Raw genomic sequence first — 19278 nt, 5'->3', positions numbered from 1 at the left:
GTCTTCCTATGACGATTTAAGCATGGGTTTAAGAAAGCGAGCGGTGTGAGACCGCGTTTCATTAACGATTTTTTCAGGAGCGCCCTCGGTGAGGATCTCACCACCGCCCGAGCCACCTTCGGGACCTAAGTCAACAATCCAGTCAGCGGTTTTAATCACATCTAAGTTGTGCTCGATAACGACCACGGTATTCCCATGGTCACGCAGACGATGAATCACTGCCAGTAATTGCTTGATATCATGGAAGTGAAGTCCTGTAGTGGGCTCATCCAGAATATAAAGCGTACGCCCAGTATCTCGCTTCGATAATTCTCGCGACAGCTTCACGCGTTGTGCTTCACCACCTGACAACGTCGTTGCAGATTGACCAAGCCGTACATAAGACAAACCTACATCCATTAAGGTCTGAAGTTTGCGTGCAATCGCGGGAATCGGATCAAAGAACGCGCGCGCCTCTTCAATGGTCATATCGAGTACTTCATGGATATTTTTGCCTTTATACTGAATATCCAGCGTTTCACGGTTGTAGCGCTTACCCTTACAAATATCACAGGGTACATAGACGTCCGGCAAGAAGTGCATTTCAACTTTAATCACACCATCGCCTTGGCAAGCTTCACAACGGCCGCCCTTAACGTTAAAGCTAAACCGCCCTGGCTTATAACCGCGCGCTCTGGCTTCTGGTACGCCGGCAAAGAGCTCCCGTATTGGAGTGAAGATACCCGTATAGGTCGCGGGATTAGAACGAGGCGTACGTCCGATGGGACTCTGATCGATATCAACCACCTTATCCAACAGTTCCATACCTTCAACACGTTGGTGTGGAGCTGGCTCACTGGTGGTTGCACCGTTAAGCTCGCGGTGAGCAACTTTGAATAAGGTATCATTAACTAACGTCGACTTACCTGACCCCGACACGCCCGTCACACAGGTCATCAACCCTAAAGGAATGTTTAAATCGACATCTTTTAGGTTGTTACCCGTAGCACCAATAATTTTAAGCCAGCGCTCATCTGGCTCATGCCGTCGACTTGGCACATCGATCAATTTGCGACCCGATAAATAATCACCTGTTAAAGACCGCTCAGTTTTGACAATATCATCGACCGTTCCTTGTGCCACGATCTCGCCGCCATGCACACCCGCACCAGGACCGATATCAATCACATGATCCGCCTGACGAATTGCGTCTTCATCGTGTTCAACGACCAACACGGTATTGCCTAGATCGCGCAAATGAATCAGTGTATTAAGGAGACGTTCGTTATCACGTTGATGCAAGCCAATACTTGGTTCGTCCAGTACGTACATCACACCCACCAAGCCCGCGCCAATTTGACTGGCTAAACGGATTCGTTGAGCCTCACCACCGGATAAGGTTTCTGCACTACGTGACAGGCTCAGGTAATTCAACCCCACATTGACCAGGAACCCGAGCCGATCGTTAATCTCTTTCAATATTTTTTCAGCGATTTTTCCGCGCTGACCGTCAAGATCAAGACTTTGGAAAAAGTCTAATGCATCACCAATCGACCGTTCTGCAACTTGAGGTAGATTTGTATTTTCGATAAATACATGGCGCGCCTCAGTGCGCAAACGGCTACCGTGACAGCTCTTACAGGGTTGAACCGCAATATATTTTGCTAACTCGTCGCGCACCGCTTGTGATTCTGTTTCGCGGTATCGGCGTTGCATGTTGGGAATAATACCTTCGAACGTATGTGCACGAACGACCTTATCGCCCCGATCATTCATGTAAGTGAACTTGATTTCTTCTTTGCCGCTGCCGTAGAGCAACACTGCACGAGTATCTTCACTTAATTCATTAAACGGCACCGACAACTTAAAGTCATAATGCTTAGCCAATGACTGTAGCATCTGGTAATAATAAAAATTACGTTTATCCCAACCGCGGATGGCGCCGCCCGTGAGCGATAAGTCGCCATTGACGACCACCTTACTCGGATCAAAAAATTGCTCTACCCCCAAGCCATCGCAGGTTTGGCAAGCTCCGGCTGGGTTATTGAACGAAAACAAGCGTGGTTCTAATTCTTGCATACTGTAACCACAGTGCGGGCAAGCAAAGTTAGCCGAGAATACCAGTGTTTCACCGTCTTCACCCGGCATTGGTGCAACAAACGCAGTACCGCCTGTCATATCAATAGCGGTTTCAAACGACTCGGCCAAGCGTTGCTCGATACCCTCACGCACTTTAAAACGGTCAACAACCACCTCAATGGTGTGCTTCTTTTGTAACTCGAGTGTCGGCGGATCGCTTAGATCACAAATTTCACCATCGATGCGCGCCCGGATAAAGCCTTGTAAAGCAAGGTTTTCTAGCACCTTGACGTGTTCACCCTTGCGGTTCTGTACAATGGGTGCCAATAACATGCGTTTTGATTCCGCAGGCTCGGTAAGTACTTGGTCAACCATTTGTGAAATGGTTTGCGCCGCCAATGGGACATCATGTGTTGGGCAACGAGGTTCGCCCACACGGGCAAATAATAGACGTAAGTAATCGTATATCTCGGTAATGGTACCCACCGTCGAGCGCGGGTTATGAGACGTTGACTTCTGCTCAATGGAGATCGCAGGTGATAAACCTTCAATGCCGTCTACATCAGGCTTTTCCATCAGTGACAAAAACTGACGAGCGTAGGCGGAGAGTGACTCAACATAACGTCGTTGACCTTCCGCGTATAACGTATCAAACGCCAGCGACGACTTGCCTGAACCGGATAATCCCGTAATGACTACGAGCTTATCGCGCGGTATGGTTAGGTTAAAATTCTTTAGGTTGTGTGTTCGCGCACCACGTACTTCGATTTTGTCCATAGTAAACTTTTTTCTCCGCGCATAGGCGTCAATGATTCAACCGAGTGAGCCGAGTATTATCGCACAGACTTGGGTATCTGGTACAATGCCCGCTCGGTCGTTCATAATAGCGAGCATTATGAGTCAGCAACAGTTAAATAGAACAGAAAAGCGCGCAGCGTTCGCACTTGCCTCCGTCTTTGGCATACGCATGTTGGGCCTGTTTTTGATCATGCCTGTCATGGCAATTTATGCCCACGAGTATCCAGATTACACACCCGCGTTGATGGGAATCGCTCTAGGAGCTTATGGTTTAACTCAAGCCTTTTTCCAAATTCCGCTGGGTATGTTATCGGATCGAATAGGGCGTCGTCCTATCATCGTTGGCGGCCTTTTGGTGTTTGCTCTAGGTAGTATGATTGCTGCGCAAGCAGATAGTTTGGTGGGGGTCGTCGTAGGTCGCGCCGTGCAAGGTATTGGTGCCATTGCAGCGGCTATTTTAGCGATGGCTGCCGATGTTTCACGCGATAATCAACGATCGAAAGTCATGGCGATTATTGGTATGTGTATCGGCTTGGCATTTGCGCTAGCGCTGATTATCGGTCCGTTACTCGCCGACCATATTGGCTTACAAGGCCTATTTTGGTTTACTGCCGCGAGCGCCCTTGTGGGGATTGGCCTATTACTCGTCGCAGTGCCGAAAGCATTGACTAAATCAGCCCGTCGCGAGGCGTTGCCTGTTGCCACGGAACTTAAACATTTGGTGAGACACCGGCAACTTTGGTTACTCAATGGCGGCGTATTCGTACTGCACGCGGTACTCACGTCTTGGTTTATTAGCTTACCCACTTTGTTAGCAGCGCATGATGTACGAACGGAATACCATGCCTTATTTTATTTACCGACCTTAGTGCTATCGATCGCGTTAATGGTGCCCATGATTATTCACGGCGCAAAAACCAATCAACATGTCACTTGGTTTAGGTTGTCGATTTTATTGTTGATGGTGGGTGCAACACTGATTACATGGTGGGGTGCTTCGCTGATTGTGATAGCCATCGCGTTGGTGGTTTTTTTCACAGGCTTTAACTTCTTAGAAGCGACACTACCTTCATTGCTTACACGTATTGCCCCTGCAGGTAGTAAAGGGAGCGCCAGTGGCATCTATTCGACCTGCCAGTTTAGCGGGGCGTTCGTCGGTGGCGCGCTAGGCGGTTGGCTCTTACAAACTTATCAGCTTAAAGGGATTGGTGTGGCGAGTTTAGCTATACTAGCGTTATGGTTTGTTTTGAGCCGTTTGATGCAAAACCCTAAAGCCGTAACGAACGTGGTGATTAGTTTGAAAGGGCTTGAGCAACAAACCCTTGATCAGTTTAATGACGCGCTACTTGGAATATCAGGCGTCGAAGAAGTTCGCTACGCGCCTGATGATGCGACAAGCTATTTAAAAGTTGATAAAAAGCAGTATGATGAGCATGCAGTCGAAGCATTGATCGAACGTCACAAATCGGCCCAATAGCGTGTTAAACTATTAAAAGAGAAAATTTTAGAACAGGAGAGAAATATGGCCAGTCGCGGTGTGAATAAGGTAATTTTGGTCGGTAACTTGGGCGCCGATCCTGAAGTTCGGTATACCCAGAACAGTACCGCTATTGCTAATCTCTCAATCGCAACCAGCGAAACGTGGAAAGACAAGCAAACAGGTGAACCGCGTGAACAAACTGAGTGGCACCGTTGTGTTGCTTATCGTCGCTTAGCAGAAATCGCCGGTGAGTATCTTAAAAAGGGCTCAAAAGTGTACGTTGAAGGTCGCTTACAAACACGTAAATGGCAAGGTCAAGACGGCCAAGATCGCTACACGACAGAAATCGTAATTAACGAAATGCAAATGCTCGATTCTCGTGGCGGCTCTGGCATGGGTCAAGGCCAAGGTATGAATCAGGGTATGAACCAAGGCATGAATCAAGGTATGAACCAGGGCATGAATCAAAACCAAGGCGGCAATCAGCCTGCACCGAATCAGCAGGGTAATCCGAACCAAGGTTTTGGACAGCAGCAAGGCTTTCAAGGCGGCCAAGGCGGTCAGTCAAACCAAGGCAATGCGATGCGTTCTAACCAAAATCAGCAGCCTTCACAACCAGAACCGTTTTCACCCGACAACGATTTTGATGACGATATTCCGTTCTAGGTCACGACTTCAGTCGCTGTTTATCGAAAGCCCTCACTCGAGGGCTTTTTTGTGTCTGTCTTTCCGATTAGACCCATCGAAATCACCTTAATTTACTTAGCATGCTAACTTTGTTAATATACTTAGCAAGCTAACTAAATGAGATCAGGTTATGACACTCTCACAGGAGCAACTCAAACAACTGTCCGTGCCCGAACGTTTAGGACGGGTGGCACGACAATGGCAATCTGTCGCAGACCGTGAACTGGCACCCTTAGGTTTAACTTACCCACGCTGGAGCGCGATGTGGAAGCTGGTGCGAATCGGCGATGGTGCAAGTCAAAAGCAATTGGCAGAGGCGTTGGAGATAGAGCTCGCATCATTAATGCGAACCTTGACACAGCTAGAGCAACAGTCACTTGTTGTAAGGCGTGTATGTCCAGACGATGGCCGTGCGAAGCGAGTTTACCTAACCGATGCAGGTCATGCGTTGGTGAAAAAAATGGAAGCCAAAATCCTAAAAGTACGTCGTACGCTGATGGCTGACATTGCCGACGAAGACATTGAAACGGTTAAGCATGTACTAGCTGTGATTTCGCGTAACGCCCACCAAATGTGCAGTGAACAAAAGAAGCGAGACGATAAGCAAGGAGGTGACACACAATGACAGCTGATGAAAAATTCGCAAAGTGGGTTAAGCGTGCGCTTATCGGCTTTATCGCATTGTTTGCTTATTTTCTCTGGGCCGATTTAGCGTTACCGCTTACGCCGCAAGCAATGGTGACTCGCGTAGTCACTCAGGTCGCGCCGCAGGTTAACGGTACGGTAGAGCAAGTGTTGGTTGACAATAATCAGTATGTGGAGCCGGGCGACCCTTTATTTACGCTAGATCCTCGCCCGTTTCGTTTGCAGTTACAGCAAGCTGAATTAGCTTTGCAGCAAGCACAACAGTCGAACCGTCAACTGGATGCACAAATTCGTGCTGCACAAGCAAAGCTAAAGTCAGCACAAGCGACTGCTGATGAGCAAAGTCGTGAGGCGCAGCGAATCAAAGACTTAGTGAAGGAAGGCAGCACGTCTGAGCAAGCGTTTGATCAGGCGCAGAGCGCGGCGCTGCAAGCGCAAGCAAATGTTGATGCGGTTAAATCGCAACTGGAGAGCCTCAAAGTTCAGCGCGGTGACTCAGACAATGCCCACAACCTGCTTATTCAACAGGCTAAAAATGCGATCGATAATGCCGAGCTGAACTTGAGCTATACCACAGTGCGAGCGCAACACGCGGGTCGTGTAAGTAACTTAAAACTCAGCGAAGGTGTGTATGCTCGTCAAGGTAACCCGTTACTCGCATTGGTATCACCTCAAGCAGATATTGTAGCTGATTTTAGGGAAAAGAATTTGCGCCATGTAAAAAAAGGTCAGCGCGCACTGGTTGTCTTTGATGCCGAGCCAGGTACCGTTTATGAGGCGACGATCGATAGCGTTGATGCCGGTGTTAACGCAGGTCAGTTGAGCGCGGATGGCACACTCGCACAGCCGGTTAACTCGAACCGCTGGGTGCGTGATGCCCAACGTATGCGTGTGCACCTGAGCCTTGCCAAAGGTATTGATAACACCCGTCCAGCGGGCGCTAAGGCAACGGTACAAATTGTGCCCGATGGGCGCTTTAAAGCCACCGTTGCACAAGCTCAAGTGCGTCTACTGGGTTGGTTACATTACATTTACTAGCATGGGAGCTGCGATGAAACCGCTCGGATTAACTGAAAATGGTCTACGGCAATGCTTGCGCATTGCCTTCGGGGCGTCCATTGGCTTCTTAGTTACCACGCTGTTTGATTTATCCTATGGTGTGTTCTTTACCGTACTGCCCATGCTCTTGCTGGGTTTAGTGCCGGTCATTAACGGACATGTGGCGCGTCAACTTATCGGCGCCTCGGTGATGTGTGGGATTGAAGTTGGTCTTGTGGCACAGCTGTTAGGTGGCCATCCGATACTCATGACGATGGTCGCATTTTTGTTGTTTCTGTATCGCTTTGCTTTTATGGCACGCGGCACTGCGTTTCTATTTGGTGCCAATGGCGTGTTGATGCTAAGCATCATGTTGCACTATGCGAGCTATCCAAATACTGACGTCAATAACCTCATTGCGAGTAACTTTTTCGCGTCATTGTTGGCTATCGTTATTGCTTTTATGATGCATACATTAATTCCCAACAAAGCGGAGCCCAGTGCGCCTCCCGTAGCCCCCGAAAAATCATCCAACCGTGTCCGTCATGAGGCGATTTTGGGTGCCTCGGTGACAACCCTATCATTTTTGGTCTTTCAGCTGTTTGATTTGCAAGACTCAATATCCGCGCAAGCAACCACTATTTTGGTGTTATTCCCGATGCATTGGAATGGGGCGCTGACTTACGCGCGTAAACGCGCGATGGGCACGCTGATCGGTGTCATGTTTGGGCTTTCAGTACAGCTATTACTTTATGATTGGTACGACGCATTATGGCTTATTGTGCCCTTATTTTGGGTTGGTGTGATGTTGTTTGCTCGACTTCATGTGCTTGAGGCTTCCGGCGCTGGCGTCGGCTTTGGTGCACTCACAACGTTAGGTATTCTTTTTGGGCAGTACTTATCACCTACGCAAGATCTTGTGTATTCAGGTCTCTACCGGCTTAGTAGTACCTTGGTCGCTATTATTGCGGCAATGATGGTGTGTTATGTCGTGCATAAGGCTTTGAATCAGTTTGTTGCGACGCGCTTTGGCAGTTAATGAAGAAAAAAGACCGCTGAGTGTTGATTAAATTTAGTGAAGCCGCATAATTCGCGTTAATGATATTTAATATCTGTTTTCAGCGATGGAGCGCTACAATGACAGCGACGGCGATCAAGTTTTTTCAACGGCTAAGCACACAGATTTCTTTCTTAGTGGGCTTTGTCGGTATTGCTATGTTTGTCAGTTTAGCAACCTTCACGATTACGGAACAGACAACTGAAAACAGACACGTGGTCGAACAAGAAGTTTTAACTACAGCGCGCATGATGCAAGCAACGTTCGACCGCGTGGTACGTTATGAACGCACGGATTTGTTGCATGAAATTCTCTCCCAACTGCTCGAGCAACCCAATGTCCTAGCTGCTTTTATCTATAATAGAGAGGGGCGTATCGAGTATGCCGCTGATCATCACTGGCTTGATAAACCTTTATATCAAGCATTGAATATCGCGCCGCAAACTTGGCATGAACTCAATGCAAACAGCGATATCACGTTACATCACGTTGAGGACCAAGGTCGCTTGATTGTTTACGTGCCGCTGACGGTATCTTCGGACTTTCCTGAATTTCGACCTTTCTCACTCATGATCGCGTTCGAGCAAAAGCATACCTTTTGGAGTGTGGCTCAGTCACGTATTACCACGTTGACAATTCAGCTCATTATCGTGCTGTTGTTGGTTGCACTTCTGCACCGATATCTGAATTACCGTATTAGTAAACGGCTTGGCCACATGCAAACCGGTGTGCAAGCGATGCGGGATGAACAACGACGTGTTGCTATTGACGTACGCGGCAAGGATGATATCGCGGCACTGGCGCGTCAGGTTGAAGCTATCGCTGCCGAGCGTCATGCGCATTGGTCGAAACTTAAAAACCTAGAAACCGCCGTAGATCAAAGTAATGAGTGCATCATCATTACCGATGCCAAAGGCCAAATTGAGTATGTGAACAAGGCGTTTGAGTGGATTACCGGGTATCAACGAGACGAGCTCGTTGGCAATAATCCCCGCATTCTCAAGTCAGGTCTGACGCAACAATCGGTTTACCGTGAACTTTGGAACACCCTTAACCAAGGTAAAACGTGGCGCGGTGAGTTGCTTAACCAACGCAAAGATGGGCAAGTTTATACGGTGTATTCAATTATTACGCCGGTCTATAACGAACAAGGCGAATGTACTCACTATATTGCGGTTGAAGACGATATTACCGAGCGTAAAGCCGACGAGCAACGGCTTCACTATATGGCTTATTACGAGACGCTGACCGGTTTACCCAACCGTTTGCATATCACTCAGATCATCGACCAAGTACTTGTATCATTAGAAGAGGGTGAGTTGGGCAACTTGCTACTCGTCGACATTGATCGATTACAACAGATTAATGATGCGCGTGGTCATGAGTTTGGCAATCGTTTGGTACAATCTTTTGCTGAACGAATGAAGCAGTGGACGGAACAACAGGGCTTGCAGCTCGCGCATTTGGGCGCTGATTTGTTTGCTGTTCTGTTCCCTCCGCAAGTTTCTAAACGCGAAGTGGTCAAAGAGAAGCTCTATGAGACCTGCGAGGCGTTGCTCACGGTCATCCGCAAGCCGATTCAGTTAGACGATGATGTACTAACCATGTCAGCAACCATAGGCGCGGTCGTCTATCCACAAAAAGGTGGTAATGCAGAACAATTGTTACGTCGTGCCGAAACAGCCCTGCATAAGGCAAAACGATACGGGGGCAATCATTTCGCCGTCTATCGTCAGCAATACGGAGAGGAGATTAAGCGGCAATTCGATGTTGAGAGAATGCTACGGCATGCGCTAAAAAACGATGAGCTTGATTTATATTTGCAGTCGCAAGTGGATGCGACGGGCAAAGTGGTCAGTGCCGAAGGTTTGGTACGGTGGCATCACCCGGAGCAGGGACTCATTAGCCCGGGCATATTTATACCGATTGCTGAGCGCTCAGATTTGATTCTATCGATTGACCGTTGGGTACTGCAGCGTGCGGCACAGATTCTCGCCTCAAAAGAAATGGCTGAGCATCACATTGATGCATTGTCAGTGAACATCTCTGCCCGACATTTTGTTCGGGGCGATTTAGTTCATGCAGTGAGTGAGTTACTAGAAAACTATCATTTTAAACCCCATCAGTTGATGATCGAGGTCACCGAGGGGGTATTGATAGAAGACACAGAGAAAGTCATCGAAGTCATGCGCGAGTTAAGCAAACTGGGTATACGTTTCTCTATCGATGACTTTGGTACAGGCTACTCATCCTTAGCGTATATCCAAAAGCTACCAGTGAGTGAGCTCAAGATAGACCAAAGTTTTGTTCGCAGTATCGGTGAGAAAACGACCCATGATGCGCTCGTTGAGACGATTCTCTCGATAGGTGAACACTTAGACTTACGCATGATTGCCGAGGGTGTTGAAACAGAGCGTGAGGCGCGCTTCTTGACCGAGCGCTGCCCCACGATTGTTATGCAAGGGTATTTATTCGCTTATCCTGTTCCCGCTCAAGAGTGGCTGGCGTCTTTTAGTCCAAATTGTTCAACCACACGATCAAAGTAAGCTAAGTTTTTCTTCGCATACTCGCGCTTAGCCACATAGTCGCCTGGGAAGAAGTTCTTTTTAAAACCGTAGGCGACCATGTCTTTTAGACGTTTTAGCGAGATATCAAAATTATCGACAGCTAATTGATATTCGTTGCTGACGGTCGTGCGCGATACCAATCGGTTATCGGTACAAATAACCGTGGCTAGACGGTTGTCGAGCATATGCTTAAAGTTGTGGTTCTCGATACCACCGATGCTTGGGTTGGTTTGAAGATTACTGGTAAGGCAAACCTCAACAGCAATACGGCGGTCGGCAATATATGAAGCCAAGTTTTCGCCATACGCTTTAGGATCTTCAATCGTTGGGTCTTCGGTCATCTCTGGTGAGAACAACGAGTAGCCATGACCTAGACGATCCGCGTGGCACTGTGTGAGCGCTTCGAAGATACTTTCCGCGCCATAGGCTTCACCCGCGTGTACGGTTTTTAACAAGAAGTTTTCGTGGGCGTATTCGTACACATCTTTGAACTGACTTGCCGGATAGCCGATTTCTTGTCCTGCGATATCTAAACCGACGATAGGTAAGCCTTCATCGTCGCGCATTCTGACGCTGGCGCGTACCAATTCCATCGCCGCCGTGCGAATCACTTGCATCGGTTCAAAGTCGCGTAGATGTTGGAAGAGCTGAGTATAGTAGGGTGAGAAACCTTTCTTACCGAACATGCGCATGGCGCAGTTGATGATGCCATAGTCAAAGGGTGGCTTTTCGCCTTGTTGCACACTCGGCTGTTGGTTGTATTCGTTTTTAGCTCGCTTTAAACCATCGTTGACCACATGCATGATGGTATCAAAAGTCACACCTGCAGCTGGATTCATTAATAACTGAGGGGCAAAGCGAACCTCGATATAGTTGACACCTTCTTCCTGGTTATCGATAGCAAGCTCGTAGGCGGCTTGTTCGAGGTTTTCGAGGTTGCGGAGCGCAGCACAGGTATATTGAAAGCCGTTTAAGTACTCACCTAAATTGTTGTAGTGAGACTTAAAAACCTGATCAAATAACCCTTCTTCTGTATAACTGGGGAGTTCGATACTGGCGCGTTTAGCCATATCAATGAGGCTTGATGCACGTAAGCTACCATCTAAGTGCAAGTGAAGATCAGCTTTAGGAATGGCCTTGATAAAATCGGCAGGGTATTGCATATCGAAAACTCCTCGGTAACATTTGCTTGGCATTATTTTGGCACAGAATTGACTTGGATAATAAAAAGAATCCCACTATGGCATCACTTTATTTTACCTATTCGGCGATGAATGCCGGCAAAAGCACCTCGTTATTACAGGTGGCACATAACTATGAAGAGCGTGAGCAGCAAGTGTTACTCATGACCCCCGCGATTGATAACCGCGCAGGACAGGGGAAAATTGCCTCACGTTTAGGTATAGCGCGTGATGCCCTCCAGTTTACGCAGGGCTGTGATCTCGTTGAACTGATTTTAAAGCAGTACCATCAGCGTCGAATTGACTGTGTTTTGCTTGATGAGGCGCAATTTTTAACGGAACAACAAGTTTGGCAGCTAACGACCATTGTCGATACACACAATATTCCGGTCATGTGCTACGGCATCCGTACCGACGCTTTTGGTGATGCGTTTCCTGGTAGCGCTGTACTGCTCGCCGTCGCGGATAAACTGGTTGAAATGAAGACGATTTGTCATTGTGGACGCAAAGCAACGATGTCGCTTCGGGTGGACGAGCACGGCAATGCTGTGAAAATGGGTCAACAAATTGCGATTGGTGGCAACGACCGCTATATCTCATGTTGTAGAACCCATTGGAAAGAATCGATGGGTATTCGTTAACGAGGTTCTGTTGCTGACTTGACGAACACAGTATACTAGGGGTGTGTATTCGCTCCGATGAGGTAACTTGATGAACTCAATTACGATCCGCCGCCCCGATGATTGGCACTTACACTTACGCGATGAAGAAATGCTGGCGACTACAGTGCCGCATTCTGCTGAAGTGTTTCACCGTGCTGTGGTCATGCCGAATTTAGTCCCCCCGGTGACAACCGTGTCTTCCGCATTAAGTTATCGTGAACGCATCATGGCCCAGCTCGGCGCGGATCAGCGCTTTGACCCTCGTATGGCACTTTATTTAACAGGCGAGACGACGGTCGAAGAAGTAAAAAAAGCAGCCGCTGAAGACAAAGTCATCGGCTTTAAACTCTATCCTTCAGGCGCAACCACTAACTCAGCCTCTGGCGTAAAATCAGTCGAAGCTTTAGCCCCCGTACTCGAAGCGATGCAGGCGCACGCTGTGCCGTTGCTGGTTCATGGTGAAGTGACCGACGCTGATATCGATATTTTTGACCGCGAGAAAGTGTTCATTGAGCGTCATTTGATCCCGATTACTCAGCAATTTCCTGAGCTGAAGTTGATTTTGGAGCACATTACGACCGGTGACGCAGTCGACTTTGTGACTTCGGCTCATGACAATGTGGCGGCTACGATAACCCCTCAGCATTTGTTGATGAATCGCAATCATCTGTTAGTGGGGGGAGTGCGTCCGCACAACTATTGCTTACCGATTTTAAAACGTCGTGAGCATCAGGAGCGTTTACAAAATGCGGCTTTATCGGGGAGTGCCAAATTCTTTCTAGGAACAGATTCCGCGCCGCATGTAAAAGCCAACAAAGAGACCGCATGTGGCTGCGCAGGCTGTTATTCGGCCCCTGCTGCCATTGAACTCTACGCGGAGTTTTTTAGTCAGCATAATGCGCTCGATAAGTTAGAGAATTTTAGTTCGGTGTTTGGCGCGCAGTTTTATCAACTACCATTGAATGAAGAGCGCTTAACCTTAACGCAGGACACTTGGCAAGTACCTGAGCAAGTCGCAACCGCGACAGGGCCTATTGTACCTTACTATGCCGGTCAAACGTTGCACTGGAAGCGTTCATAATAAGCGCGTTTGACCGCAGCCCTGAGTTTACTATGACATTTCTCAGGGCTGAAGTTATCTTTTGATTGACCGATACTAAATTAAGTATTCTTAATTTTGGTATTGGTCAAGCCCATGAAACTAACCCACAAGCTGTACACGGCATTTGCTGCCATCCTCCTAGTCCTCGTTGTATTGATCACAACGACGCTATTCAGTATTCGATCACTCGTAAACACAACTTCTCAAGCAGAGCAAACGTTTACTGTTATTACTGTTGCGGAAGATTTGGTTAAGCAATTATTGCTGATTCAAAGTGGTCAACGTGGCTATGTCATCAGTGGAAACGACGAGGACAAGGTGCCCTATGATGAAGGAAAGGCTCACCTGTCTAAATCATGGGAACAGCTAAAACAGCTCAGCCAGAGCTCATCGGCGCAACTCAAACGTTTAGAGGAGTTTAATCAGCTGTATCAACGCTGGCTCGAAGAGGCTATGGAGCCGGTTATTTCGATACGGTTGCAATACGGTCCCGGTGCGATGGGCTTAGATCAGGCTGCATATCTTGTAAAACAAGGTCGTGGCCGCGAAGACATGCAAGCGATGCGTGAGTTAATGGATAGCTTTATCGCTTTTGAGCGCACGCAACTCACGGAACGCCATGCAGAGGCCGATCAGGCGAGCCTATTGGCGGAATGGACAACATTATTGGGTGGTTTAGTGGTGGCACTTGTTGCGATTGGTTCGGCTTGGACATTCAAAAAGCAACTTCAGAATCGCTTGGCCGATGCGCAACAGGCGATTGATGCCATTGCCGACGGGCAATTAAACTATCGAATTACCACGGACGGTAAGGATGAAATAGCGCAGGTGCTCACGACCTTAAAGTCGATGCAAGACAAGCTGAAAGCGATGCTAAATAACATCCGACACGCCGTTAATGAGCTGAATGATTCCAGCGGCGTGGTGGCGAGTACCGCCGAACAATTGTCTGCATCTTCGGATGAACAAACACAAGCATCTGATTCGGTTGCGACTGCGATACAAGAATTAAGTGCGAGTATTGAGCAGGTGTCAAACAATGCCGAGCAAGCACGAAGTATTGCTCATCGCTCGAGTGAGGAAGCCCGCGAGAGCAGTACGGTCATTGAGCAGATGACACAAGCGATGGATCGTATTAACCAAGCTGTCACGCAAGCTTCACAACGACTGACTGAACTTGATGCTCAGTCAGAGAAAATTAACGATATTGTGTCGGTTATCAAAGGTATCGCTGATCAAACAAACTTGCTGGCGTTAAATGCAGCGATTGAAGCGGCTCGTGCGGGCGACCAAGGACGGGGCTTCTCAGTTGTAGCAGATGAGGTCAGAAGCCTGGCACAACGTACTGCAGAGTCAACGGATGAGATTGAACACATGGTTGGAGAGATTCAACGCGGTACGCAAAGTAGCGTTAAGCAAATGAAGCATGGCGTCAGTGAAGTCGAGGAAGGCGTTGAACTTGCGGACATGACTGGACAAGCAATGAGACGGATACGCGACAGTTTTAATGACGTGATGCAGGTCGTACAAGAGATTAGCGAAGCGTTGAATGAGCAGAACCGTGCCAGCGATGAGGTCGCTGAAACCGTTGAGCGATTTGCCGGTATGGCGCAACAAAACCAAGAAGCGACACGCCATTCAAGCGGTACTGCGCACACTTTGCAGTCACTGGCGGCAAAACTCGAACAAACGGTGAAACGTTTTTCTTTAGATTAGTGAGAGGATAATCAAAAAACGGGGAAATAACGCGCATTTTTGTTCCAAAAGGCGTATGAGGTTTGATAACATAAACAAAAAATAAACAAAGGAATGCTCAGTGCGCTTTTTGTTCGGGAAAAAAAACGCTTCAAATTATCAGCTTGTAGTCAGTATTAATGCGACTGAGCTTCGTTTCCTTGTCCTTAAAATAAAAACAGAGCAAGAGCCTGAGTTGATCGTGAATGATGTTGAACCGATCAAAAACAATCACATTGACCATGCGTTAAATGCCTTTAACGAACGTTATAAAAAACTGTCTTTAGAGCATGCACCCGTTACTGTTGTGCTGCAGCCCGCTCATTATCAATCAACCACTGTTGAACGTCCCGACGTACCTGAACAGGATCTTGCCGCAAGTTTACGGTTTCAATTAGATGAGCTGACCGATATGAGTCCCGATGAGATGGTGACCGATTATTACGATCTGCCATTAAATGCGAGTGGACAAGATAAAATAACGGCCGTTGTTGCCTCCAAGACATTGCTGAGTCAAATCGTTGAGGCGGTCGCTTCGCAGTCGTGGCAACTCGATAGCATTACCGTCAGTGAAGTGGTGTTGAAGAATTTATTTCAAACCACCGACAATGCTTGCTTGGTGCTTTACGGTTTGAGTAAAAGTCGCTACGTGGTGCAAATATATCGCGCTGGAGCGTTGGTGTTCACACGTGAACTGAGAGGCGTCCGAGACTTGTCTAAGTATTCAGCGCAAGAGATTGAACTCGGCGCCTTGGAACCTTTGGCGACAGAAATACAGCGCTCGATGGATTACTATGAAGGGCAGCTCCGTCAAGCGAGTCTACGCCGAATTGTGTTAGCGATAGCCGGTCCACAACGAGAGGCCATGGCAGAATCATTGCGTGACTTGCTAGCAGCTGATGTTGAGTTGTTTGAGTATCCGAGCTGGATGAGCGAGCTATGTGAGGGAGACTTCTCGGACTTAGAAGCGCTGGGTGCTAGCTTATCCTCACGGATAGAGGGGGCGGCACAATGAAGCAGTTCATAAATTTATATACCGATGAGCTCAAACCCATTGTTCTCCGACTCTCGCTTGCTCGCAGTTTAGTGGTAGCTGTCGCACTGGCTATTTTATTACTTGTTGCGTGGATAGTGTTAAAGAGCTTAGCCAGCGAACGGCAAACGACCGCTGATGAGATGAGTGAGCAATTACAGCAGTTGCAGCAGCAACAAACACAACTACAGGCGCAAGTTCAGCAGAAAAGCCCCAATCAACAATTGATCGATCAGTCCGATAAATTATCTCGTCAGATCCAACAGCAAATGGAGCTTAACGAGCGGCTCACTAATCTCGAATCGCGTCAATTGATTGCGCCTCAGCAGTTGATGTCGGAATTAAGCGCCATTGATATGGATGGACTCTGGTTAACCGAGTTTGGTATTGAAGAGGGTCGGATTAACTTGCACGGTAAAGCTATAAAGGGGCACCTCATTCCGAAGTGGATGGCGCGTTTTGAAGGAAAGCCTGTACTCAAGAATAGTCGCTTCTCGGTCGTCGATTTGTCTCAAGATGAACAAGACAATCAAACCTTTAGCCTAGCGAGTGAGCGAGGTTCAGATGAATAAGCGCTGGCAACAGTTAAATCAATGGTTTCAGCAACAACCTCGGGATAGACGCATTTTAATTGCGATATTAGTGTGGGTGCTTATTGCCGTATATATGGGGAGTACATTATTACTTCCAAACATTAAAGCAATGAATTCCAGCAAATTACGAACCGAACAGTTGGCTCAGCAGTTGAGCCAAGTACGCGCGTTGAACGAGCAATTGAAGTCACAGTTACAACAGGATGTAAACCAGCCGATTCGTCATGATATTGAACGTAAGCAGGCGCGTTTGACGCAACTAGTAGAGCGCGCAAGCGGCTATAGCGTATTAGGCGCGGCACAACGGAAAGCGTTTTTACGCGCCGCATTGAATTATCCTGATGACATGCAACTGGTTTCGTTGACGACACCTCAGCCTGAACGCATCACAGATGAGCAGAGTGGTGCTTTGTATCAGCATCGCGTCGATGCCGTATTCAAGGGTGACTTCGAACATATCATGGGCTATGCAGAGCAACTTCAAGCTGAGTTTCCTGAAGTTGAATGGCTGAAGTTTAATTATCGTGTGGATAGCTATCCCGAAGCTGAACTGAGTATCGCATGGCGTATTATCAGTATGGATAAGGAGTTTATCGGTGCAAACTAGTCCTTATCGTTTGACGTGGCTACTGGCGACCGTCGTATCAGTCGCTTCATTTACAGCGCAAGCTCAAGATCCAACTCAACCATACGGTTGGACTGCAGGGCGTGGGGTAAGTTCTCAGCAGGATACGAACTTAGTATTAGCGCAAGTCGTTGTCTCGGCTACGTCGCAGCGTGCCCTAATAAACAATCAATGGCTAAGTCTCGGTGACACTATTGCAGGGTTTCGTGTTGAGGACATCGGTTCGAACAGTGTTACCTTAAGCAATGGCTCGGTTCAACGAATACTTAAATTATTTCAGCCATTGAATATAAAGAATATCGAATCTCAGGGAGATCAACAATGAGAGTGCTTTGGATAGCAGCGGTGGCAACGTTGCTGACGAGCTGTGCCTATCAGCCCGATGAAAAACCGCGCGAGGCTTATAAGGCGATGCAGCAAGATACCCCTGTGCAAGGAAAGCAACCCGCATCATCAGCGGTACCGGACGATGTGGCCGCTTTCTTGAACCAGTCAGTAGAGCGCCAAGCAGGCGAGTCCCGTGCTCTCGTTGGTAGCGAACCTCGCTTTGTATTACAGGCTGATGGTGTGGCCGCAAAGCAATTTTTTTACAGTCTTACAGTGGATACACCTTACAATATCGTAGTTCACCCAGATGTCTCAGGTGATATTTCGCTTGATCTAAAAGATGTGACTATCGATGAAACGCTCGATGTTATAAGCGATATCTATGGTTATGAGATTCGTCGCGATGGTCGTATGATCCAGGTATACCCTGCCGGTGTTCGCACGCAAACCTTTACGCTAGATTATCTTTCGTTGAAGCGCTTTGGCTTATCGCAAACGCAAATTACGAGCGGCGGTGTTAGCCAAGAGCGAAATAACAATAATACCTATGGAAACAATAACAGCTACAATAATAGCGGTTCATCCAACATGGGTGGATTAGGTGGTCTCAACGGTGGCGGCCAAAATCAGAACTTCGGCAATATGAATGCCGGCGGTGCTAATGGCGCATCGGTCAATACGCAGTCAGAAACGGATCTTTGGGGTAGTTTGGAAGATATGATCCAAGGCATTGTCGGCGGTAATGGCAGCGTCGTGCTCTCGCCACAAGCCGGGCTTGTAAGTGTCACTGCACAACCATCAAAACTGCGTGCAGTGGGTCAGTTTCTCGACAATTTACAGTCCCGTTTACAAAGACAAGTGATTTTAGAAGCACGCATTGTTGAAGTAACACTAGGCGACCAATATCAACAGGGTATTCGCTGGAATGAATTAAACATGAGCGGGCGATTTGATTTCGGATTTAATGGCTCTGTCCCGAACGATATCGCTGCCGCGACGGCGGATGGTGTGTTCGGTTTAACCTTTAACTCTAATCGCTTTACCGGCTTTCTTGAATTGCTGCAAACGCAAGGCAGCGTGCAGGTGCTTTCAAACCCGCGTGTCACCGCATCAAATAATCAAAAGGCGGTGATAAAGATTGGTGAAGACGAATATTACGTCACGGATGTAACGTCGCAGACCAATACCACGGTCACACAAGACGCGTTGACGAGTTCAAATGTTGATTTGACGCCCTTTTTCTCGGGTATTTCGCTTGATGTCACACCGCAAATAAGTGACGACGGCGAGGTCACACTGCATGTGCATCCGTCAGTCGTTGAGACGAAGGAACAAGAAAAAGTAATTACGATTGGCGATGAAACACTGCGTTTGCCATTGGCGCGCAGTAATATTCGTGAATCTGATACGATTGTACGAGCGCGCAGTGGCGAGATCGTTGTACTCGGTGGTTTGATGCAAAACTCAACGTCAGAAAACGTAGAAAAGGTACCATTGCTCGGCGATCTGCCGCTGGTAGGGAACCTATTCAAAAACAAGAGTAACGATGCATCGAAAAAAGAGTTAGTTATATTGATCAAGCCAACAGTTATTGGCGCCGATACGTGGCAGAAGGAGTTAGAGCGCTCACGTGAACTGTTGGAAACCTGGTTTCCAGACATCGCGCATGAACAGTAGGTGTCAGGCGCGCT

16 protein-coding genes are annotated in these 19278 nt (G+C 47.8%); 14 read left to right on the top strand and 2 right to left on the bottom strand.

What is annotated here, in order from left to right:
* Positions 1 to 6: 6 nt before the first annotated feature.
* Complete coding sequence (gene uvrA / locus AC3AP5_RS10490) at positions 7 to 2835, bottom strand: excinuclease ABC subunit UvrA (RefSeq protein ID WP_487326679.1); 2829 nt, start codon at positions 2833 to 2835, stop codon at positions 7 to 9.
* A gap of 31 nt (positions 2836 to 2866) precedes the next feature.
* Here uvrA and AC3AP5_RS10485 point away from each other — a divergent pair, with 31 nt between their 5' ends.
* The 6 genes from AC3AP5_RS10485 to AC3AP5_RS10460 all read left to right on the top strand — a co-directional run bounded on the left by AC3AP5_RS10485 (position 2867) and on the right by AC3AP5_RS10460 (position 10309).
* Positions 2867 to 4333: an MFS transporter gene (locus AC3AP5_RS10485; protein WP_272977543.1), complete on the top strand. Its 1467-nt coding sequence runs from the start codon at positions 2867 to 2869 to the stop codon at positions 4331 to 4333.
* A gap of 45 nt (positions 4334 to 4378) precedes the next feature.
* A complete protein-coding gene (ssb, locus tag AC3AP5_RS10480; RefSeq protein WP_286682744.1) occupies positions 4379 to 5002 on the top strand; it encodes a single-stranded DNA-binding protein in 624 nt (207 codons plus the stop codon).
* A gap of 151 nt (positions 5003 to 5153) precedes the next feature.
* The gene (locus AC3AP5_RS10475) at positions 5154 to 5648 is read left to right on the top strand and encodes a MarR family transcriptional regulator (RefSeq protein WP_286681539.1); all 495 of its coding nucleotides are present in this window, start codon (positions 5154 to 5156) and stop codon (positions 5646 to 5648) included.
* Entirely contained in the window at positions 5645 to 6706 is a 1062-nt protein-coding gene (locus AC3AP5_RS10470; protein WP_487326678.1) for an HlyD family secretion protein, read from the top strand. The genes AC3AP5_RS10475 and AC3AP5_RS10470 overlap by 4 nt, the downstream gene beginning before the upstream one ends.
* 13 nt (positions 6707 to 6719) lie before the next feature.
* On the top strand, positions 6720 to 7745 hold the full coding sequence (locus tag AC3AP5_RS10465; RefSeq protein ID WP_487326677.1) for a DUF2955 domain-containing protein: 1026 nt from the start codon (positions 6720 to 6722) through the stop codon (positions 7743 to 7745).
* A gap of 98 nt (positions 7746 to 7843) precedes the next feature.
* Positions 7844 to 10309: a putative bifunctional diguanylate cyclase/phosphodiesterase gene (locus AC3AP5_RS10460; protein WP_487326676.1), complete on the top strand. Its 2466-nt coding sequence runs from the start codon at positions 7844 to 7846 to the stop codon at positions 10307 to 10309.
* Here the strand turns inward: AC3AP5_RS10460 and AC3AP5_RS10455 are convergent.
* Positions 10255 to 11493, bottom strand: coding sequence for an adenosine deaminase family protein (locus AC3AP5_RS10455; RefSeq protein ID WP_487326675.1), 1239 nt, complete (start codon positions 11491 to 11493; stop codon positions 10255 to 10257). The genes AC3AP5_RS10460 and AC3AP5_RS10455 overlap by 55 nt on opposite strands.
* A 77-nt stretch (positions 11494 to 11570) precedes the next feature.
* Here AC3AP5_RS10455 and AC3AP5_RS10450 point away from each other — a divergent pair, with 77 nt between their 5' ends.
* From AC3AP5_RS10450 to mshL, 8 genes are all read left to right on the top strand, one after another.
* The gene (locus tag AC3AP5_RS10450) at positions 11571 to 12152 is read left to right on the top strand and encodes a thymidine kinase (protein WP_487326674.1); all 582 of its coding nucleotides are present in this window, start codon (positions 11571 to 11573) and stop codon (positions 12150 to 12152) included.
* A 70-nt stretch (positions 12153 to 12222) separates the two neighbouring features.
* Positions 12223 to 13254: a dihydroorotase gene (gene pyrC / locus AC3AP5_RS10445; protein ID WP_272977549.1), complete on the top strand. Its 1032-nt coding sequence runs from the start codon at positions 12223 to 12225 to the stop codon at positions 13252 to 13254.
* A 114-nt stretch (positions 13255 to 13368) separates the two neighbouring features.
* Positions 13369 to 14991 carry a methyl-accepting chemotaxis protein gene (locus AC3AP5_RS10440; protein ID WP_487326673.1) on the top strand — a complete coding sequence of 541 codons (1623 nt, stop codon included), beginning with the start codon at positions 13369 to 13371 and terminating at the stop codon, positions 14989 to 14991.
* A gap of 100 nt (positions 14992 to 15091) precedes the next feature.
* Positions 15092 to 16024, top strand: coding sequence for a hypothetical protein (locus tag AC3AP5_RS10435; protein WP_006956826.1), 933 nt, complete (start codon positions 15092 to 15094; stop codon positions 16022 to 16024).
* A complete protein-coding gene (locus tag AC3AP5_RS10430) occupies positions 16021 to 16614 on the top strand; it encodes a PilN domain-containing protein (RefSeq protein ID WP_487326672.1) in 594 nt (197 codons plus the stop codon). The genes AC3AP5_RS10435 and AC3AP5_RS10430 overlap by 4 nt, the downstream gene beginning before the upstream one ends.
* On the top strand, positions 16607 to 17242 hold the full coding sequence (locus tag AC3AP5_RS10425; RefSeq protein ID WP_487326671.1) for a hypothetical protein: 636 nt from the start codon (positions 16607 to 16609) through the stop codon (positions 17240 to 17242). The genes AC3AP5_RS10430 and AC3AP5_RS10425 overlap by 8 nt, the downstream gene beginning before the upstream one ends.
* Positions 17232 to 17585, top strand: coding sequence for a hypothetical protein (locus AC3AP5_RS10420; RefSeq protein WP_006956820.1), 354 nt, complete (start codon positions 17232 to 17234; stop codon positions 17583 to 17585). Before AC3AP5_RS10425 ends, AC3AP5_RS10420 begins: the two co-directional genes overlap by 11 nt.
* The gene (mshL, locus tag AC3AP5_RS10415) at positions 17582 to 19264 is read left to right on the top strand and encodes a pilus (MSHA type) biogenesis protein MshL (protein WP_006956818.1); all 1683 of its coding nucleotides are present in this window, start codon (positions 17582 to 17584) and stop codon (positions 19262 to 19264) included. Before AC3AP5_RS10420 ends, mshL begins: the two co-directional genes overlap by 4 nt.
* The last annotated feature ends 14 nt before the right edge of the window (positions 19265 to 19278 follow it).

This window comes from Idiomarina sp. D18 (assembly GCF_057748155.1).
This window is presented reverse-complemented; position numbering and strand designations above follow the sequence as displayed.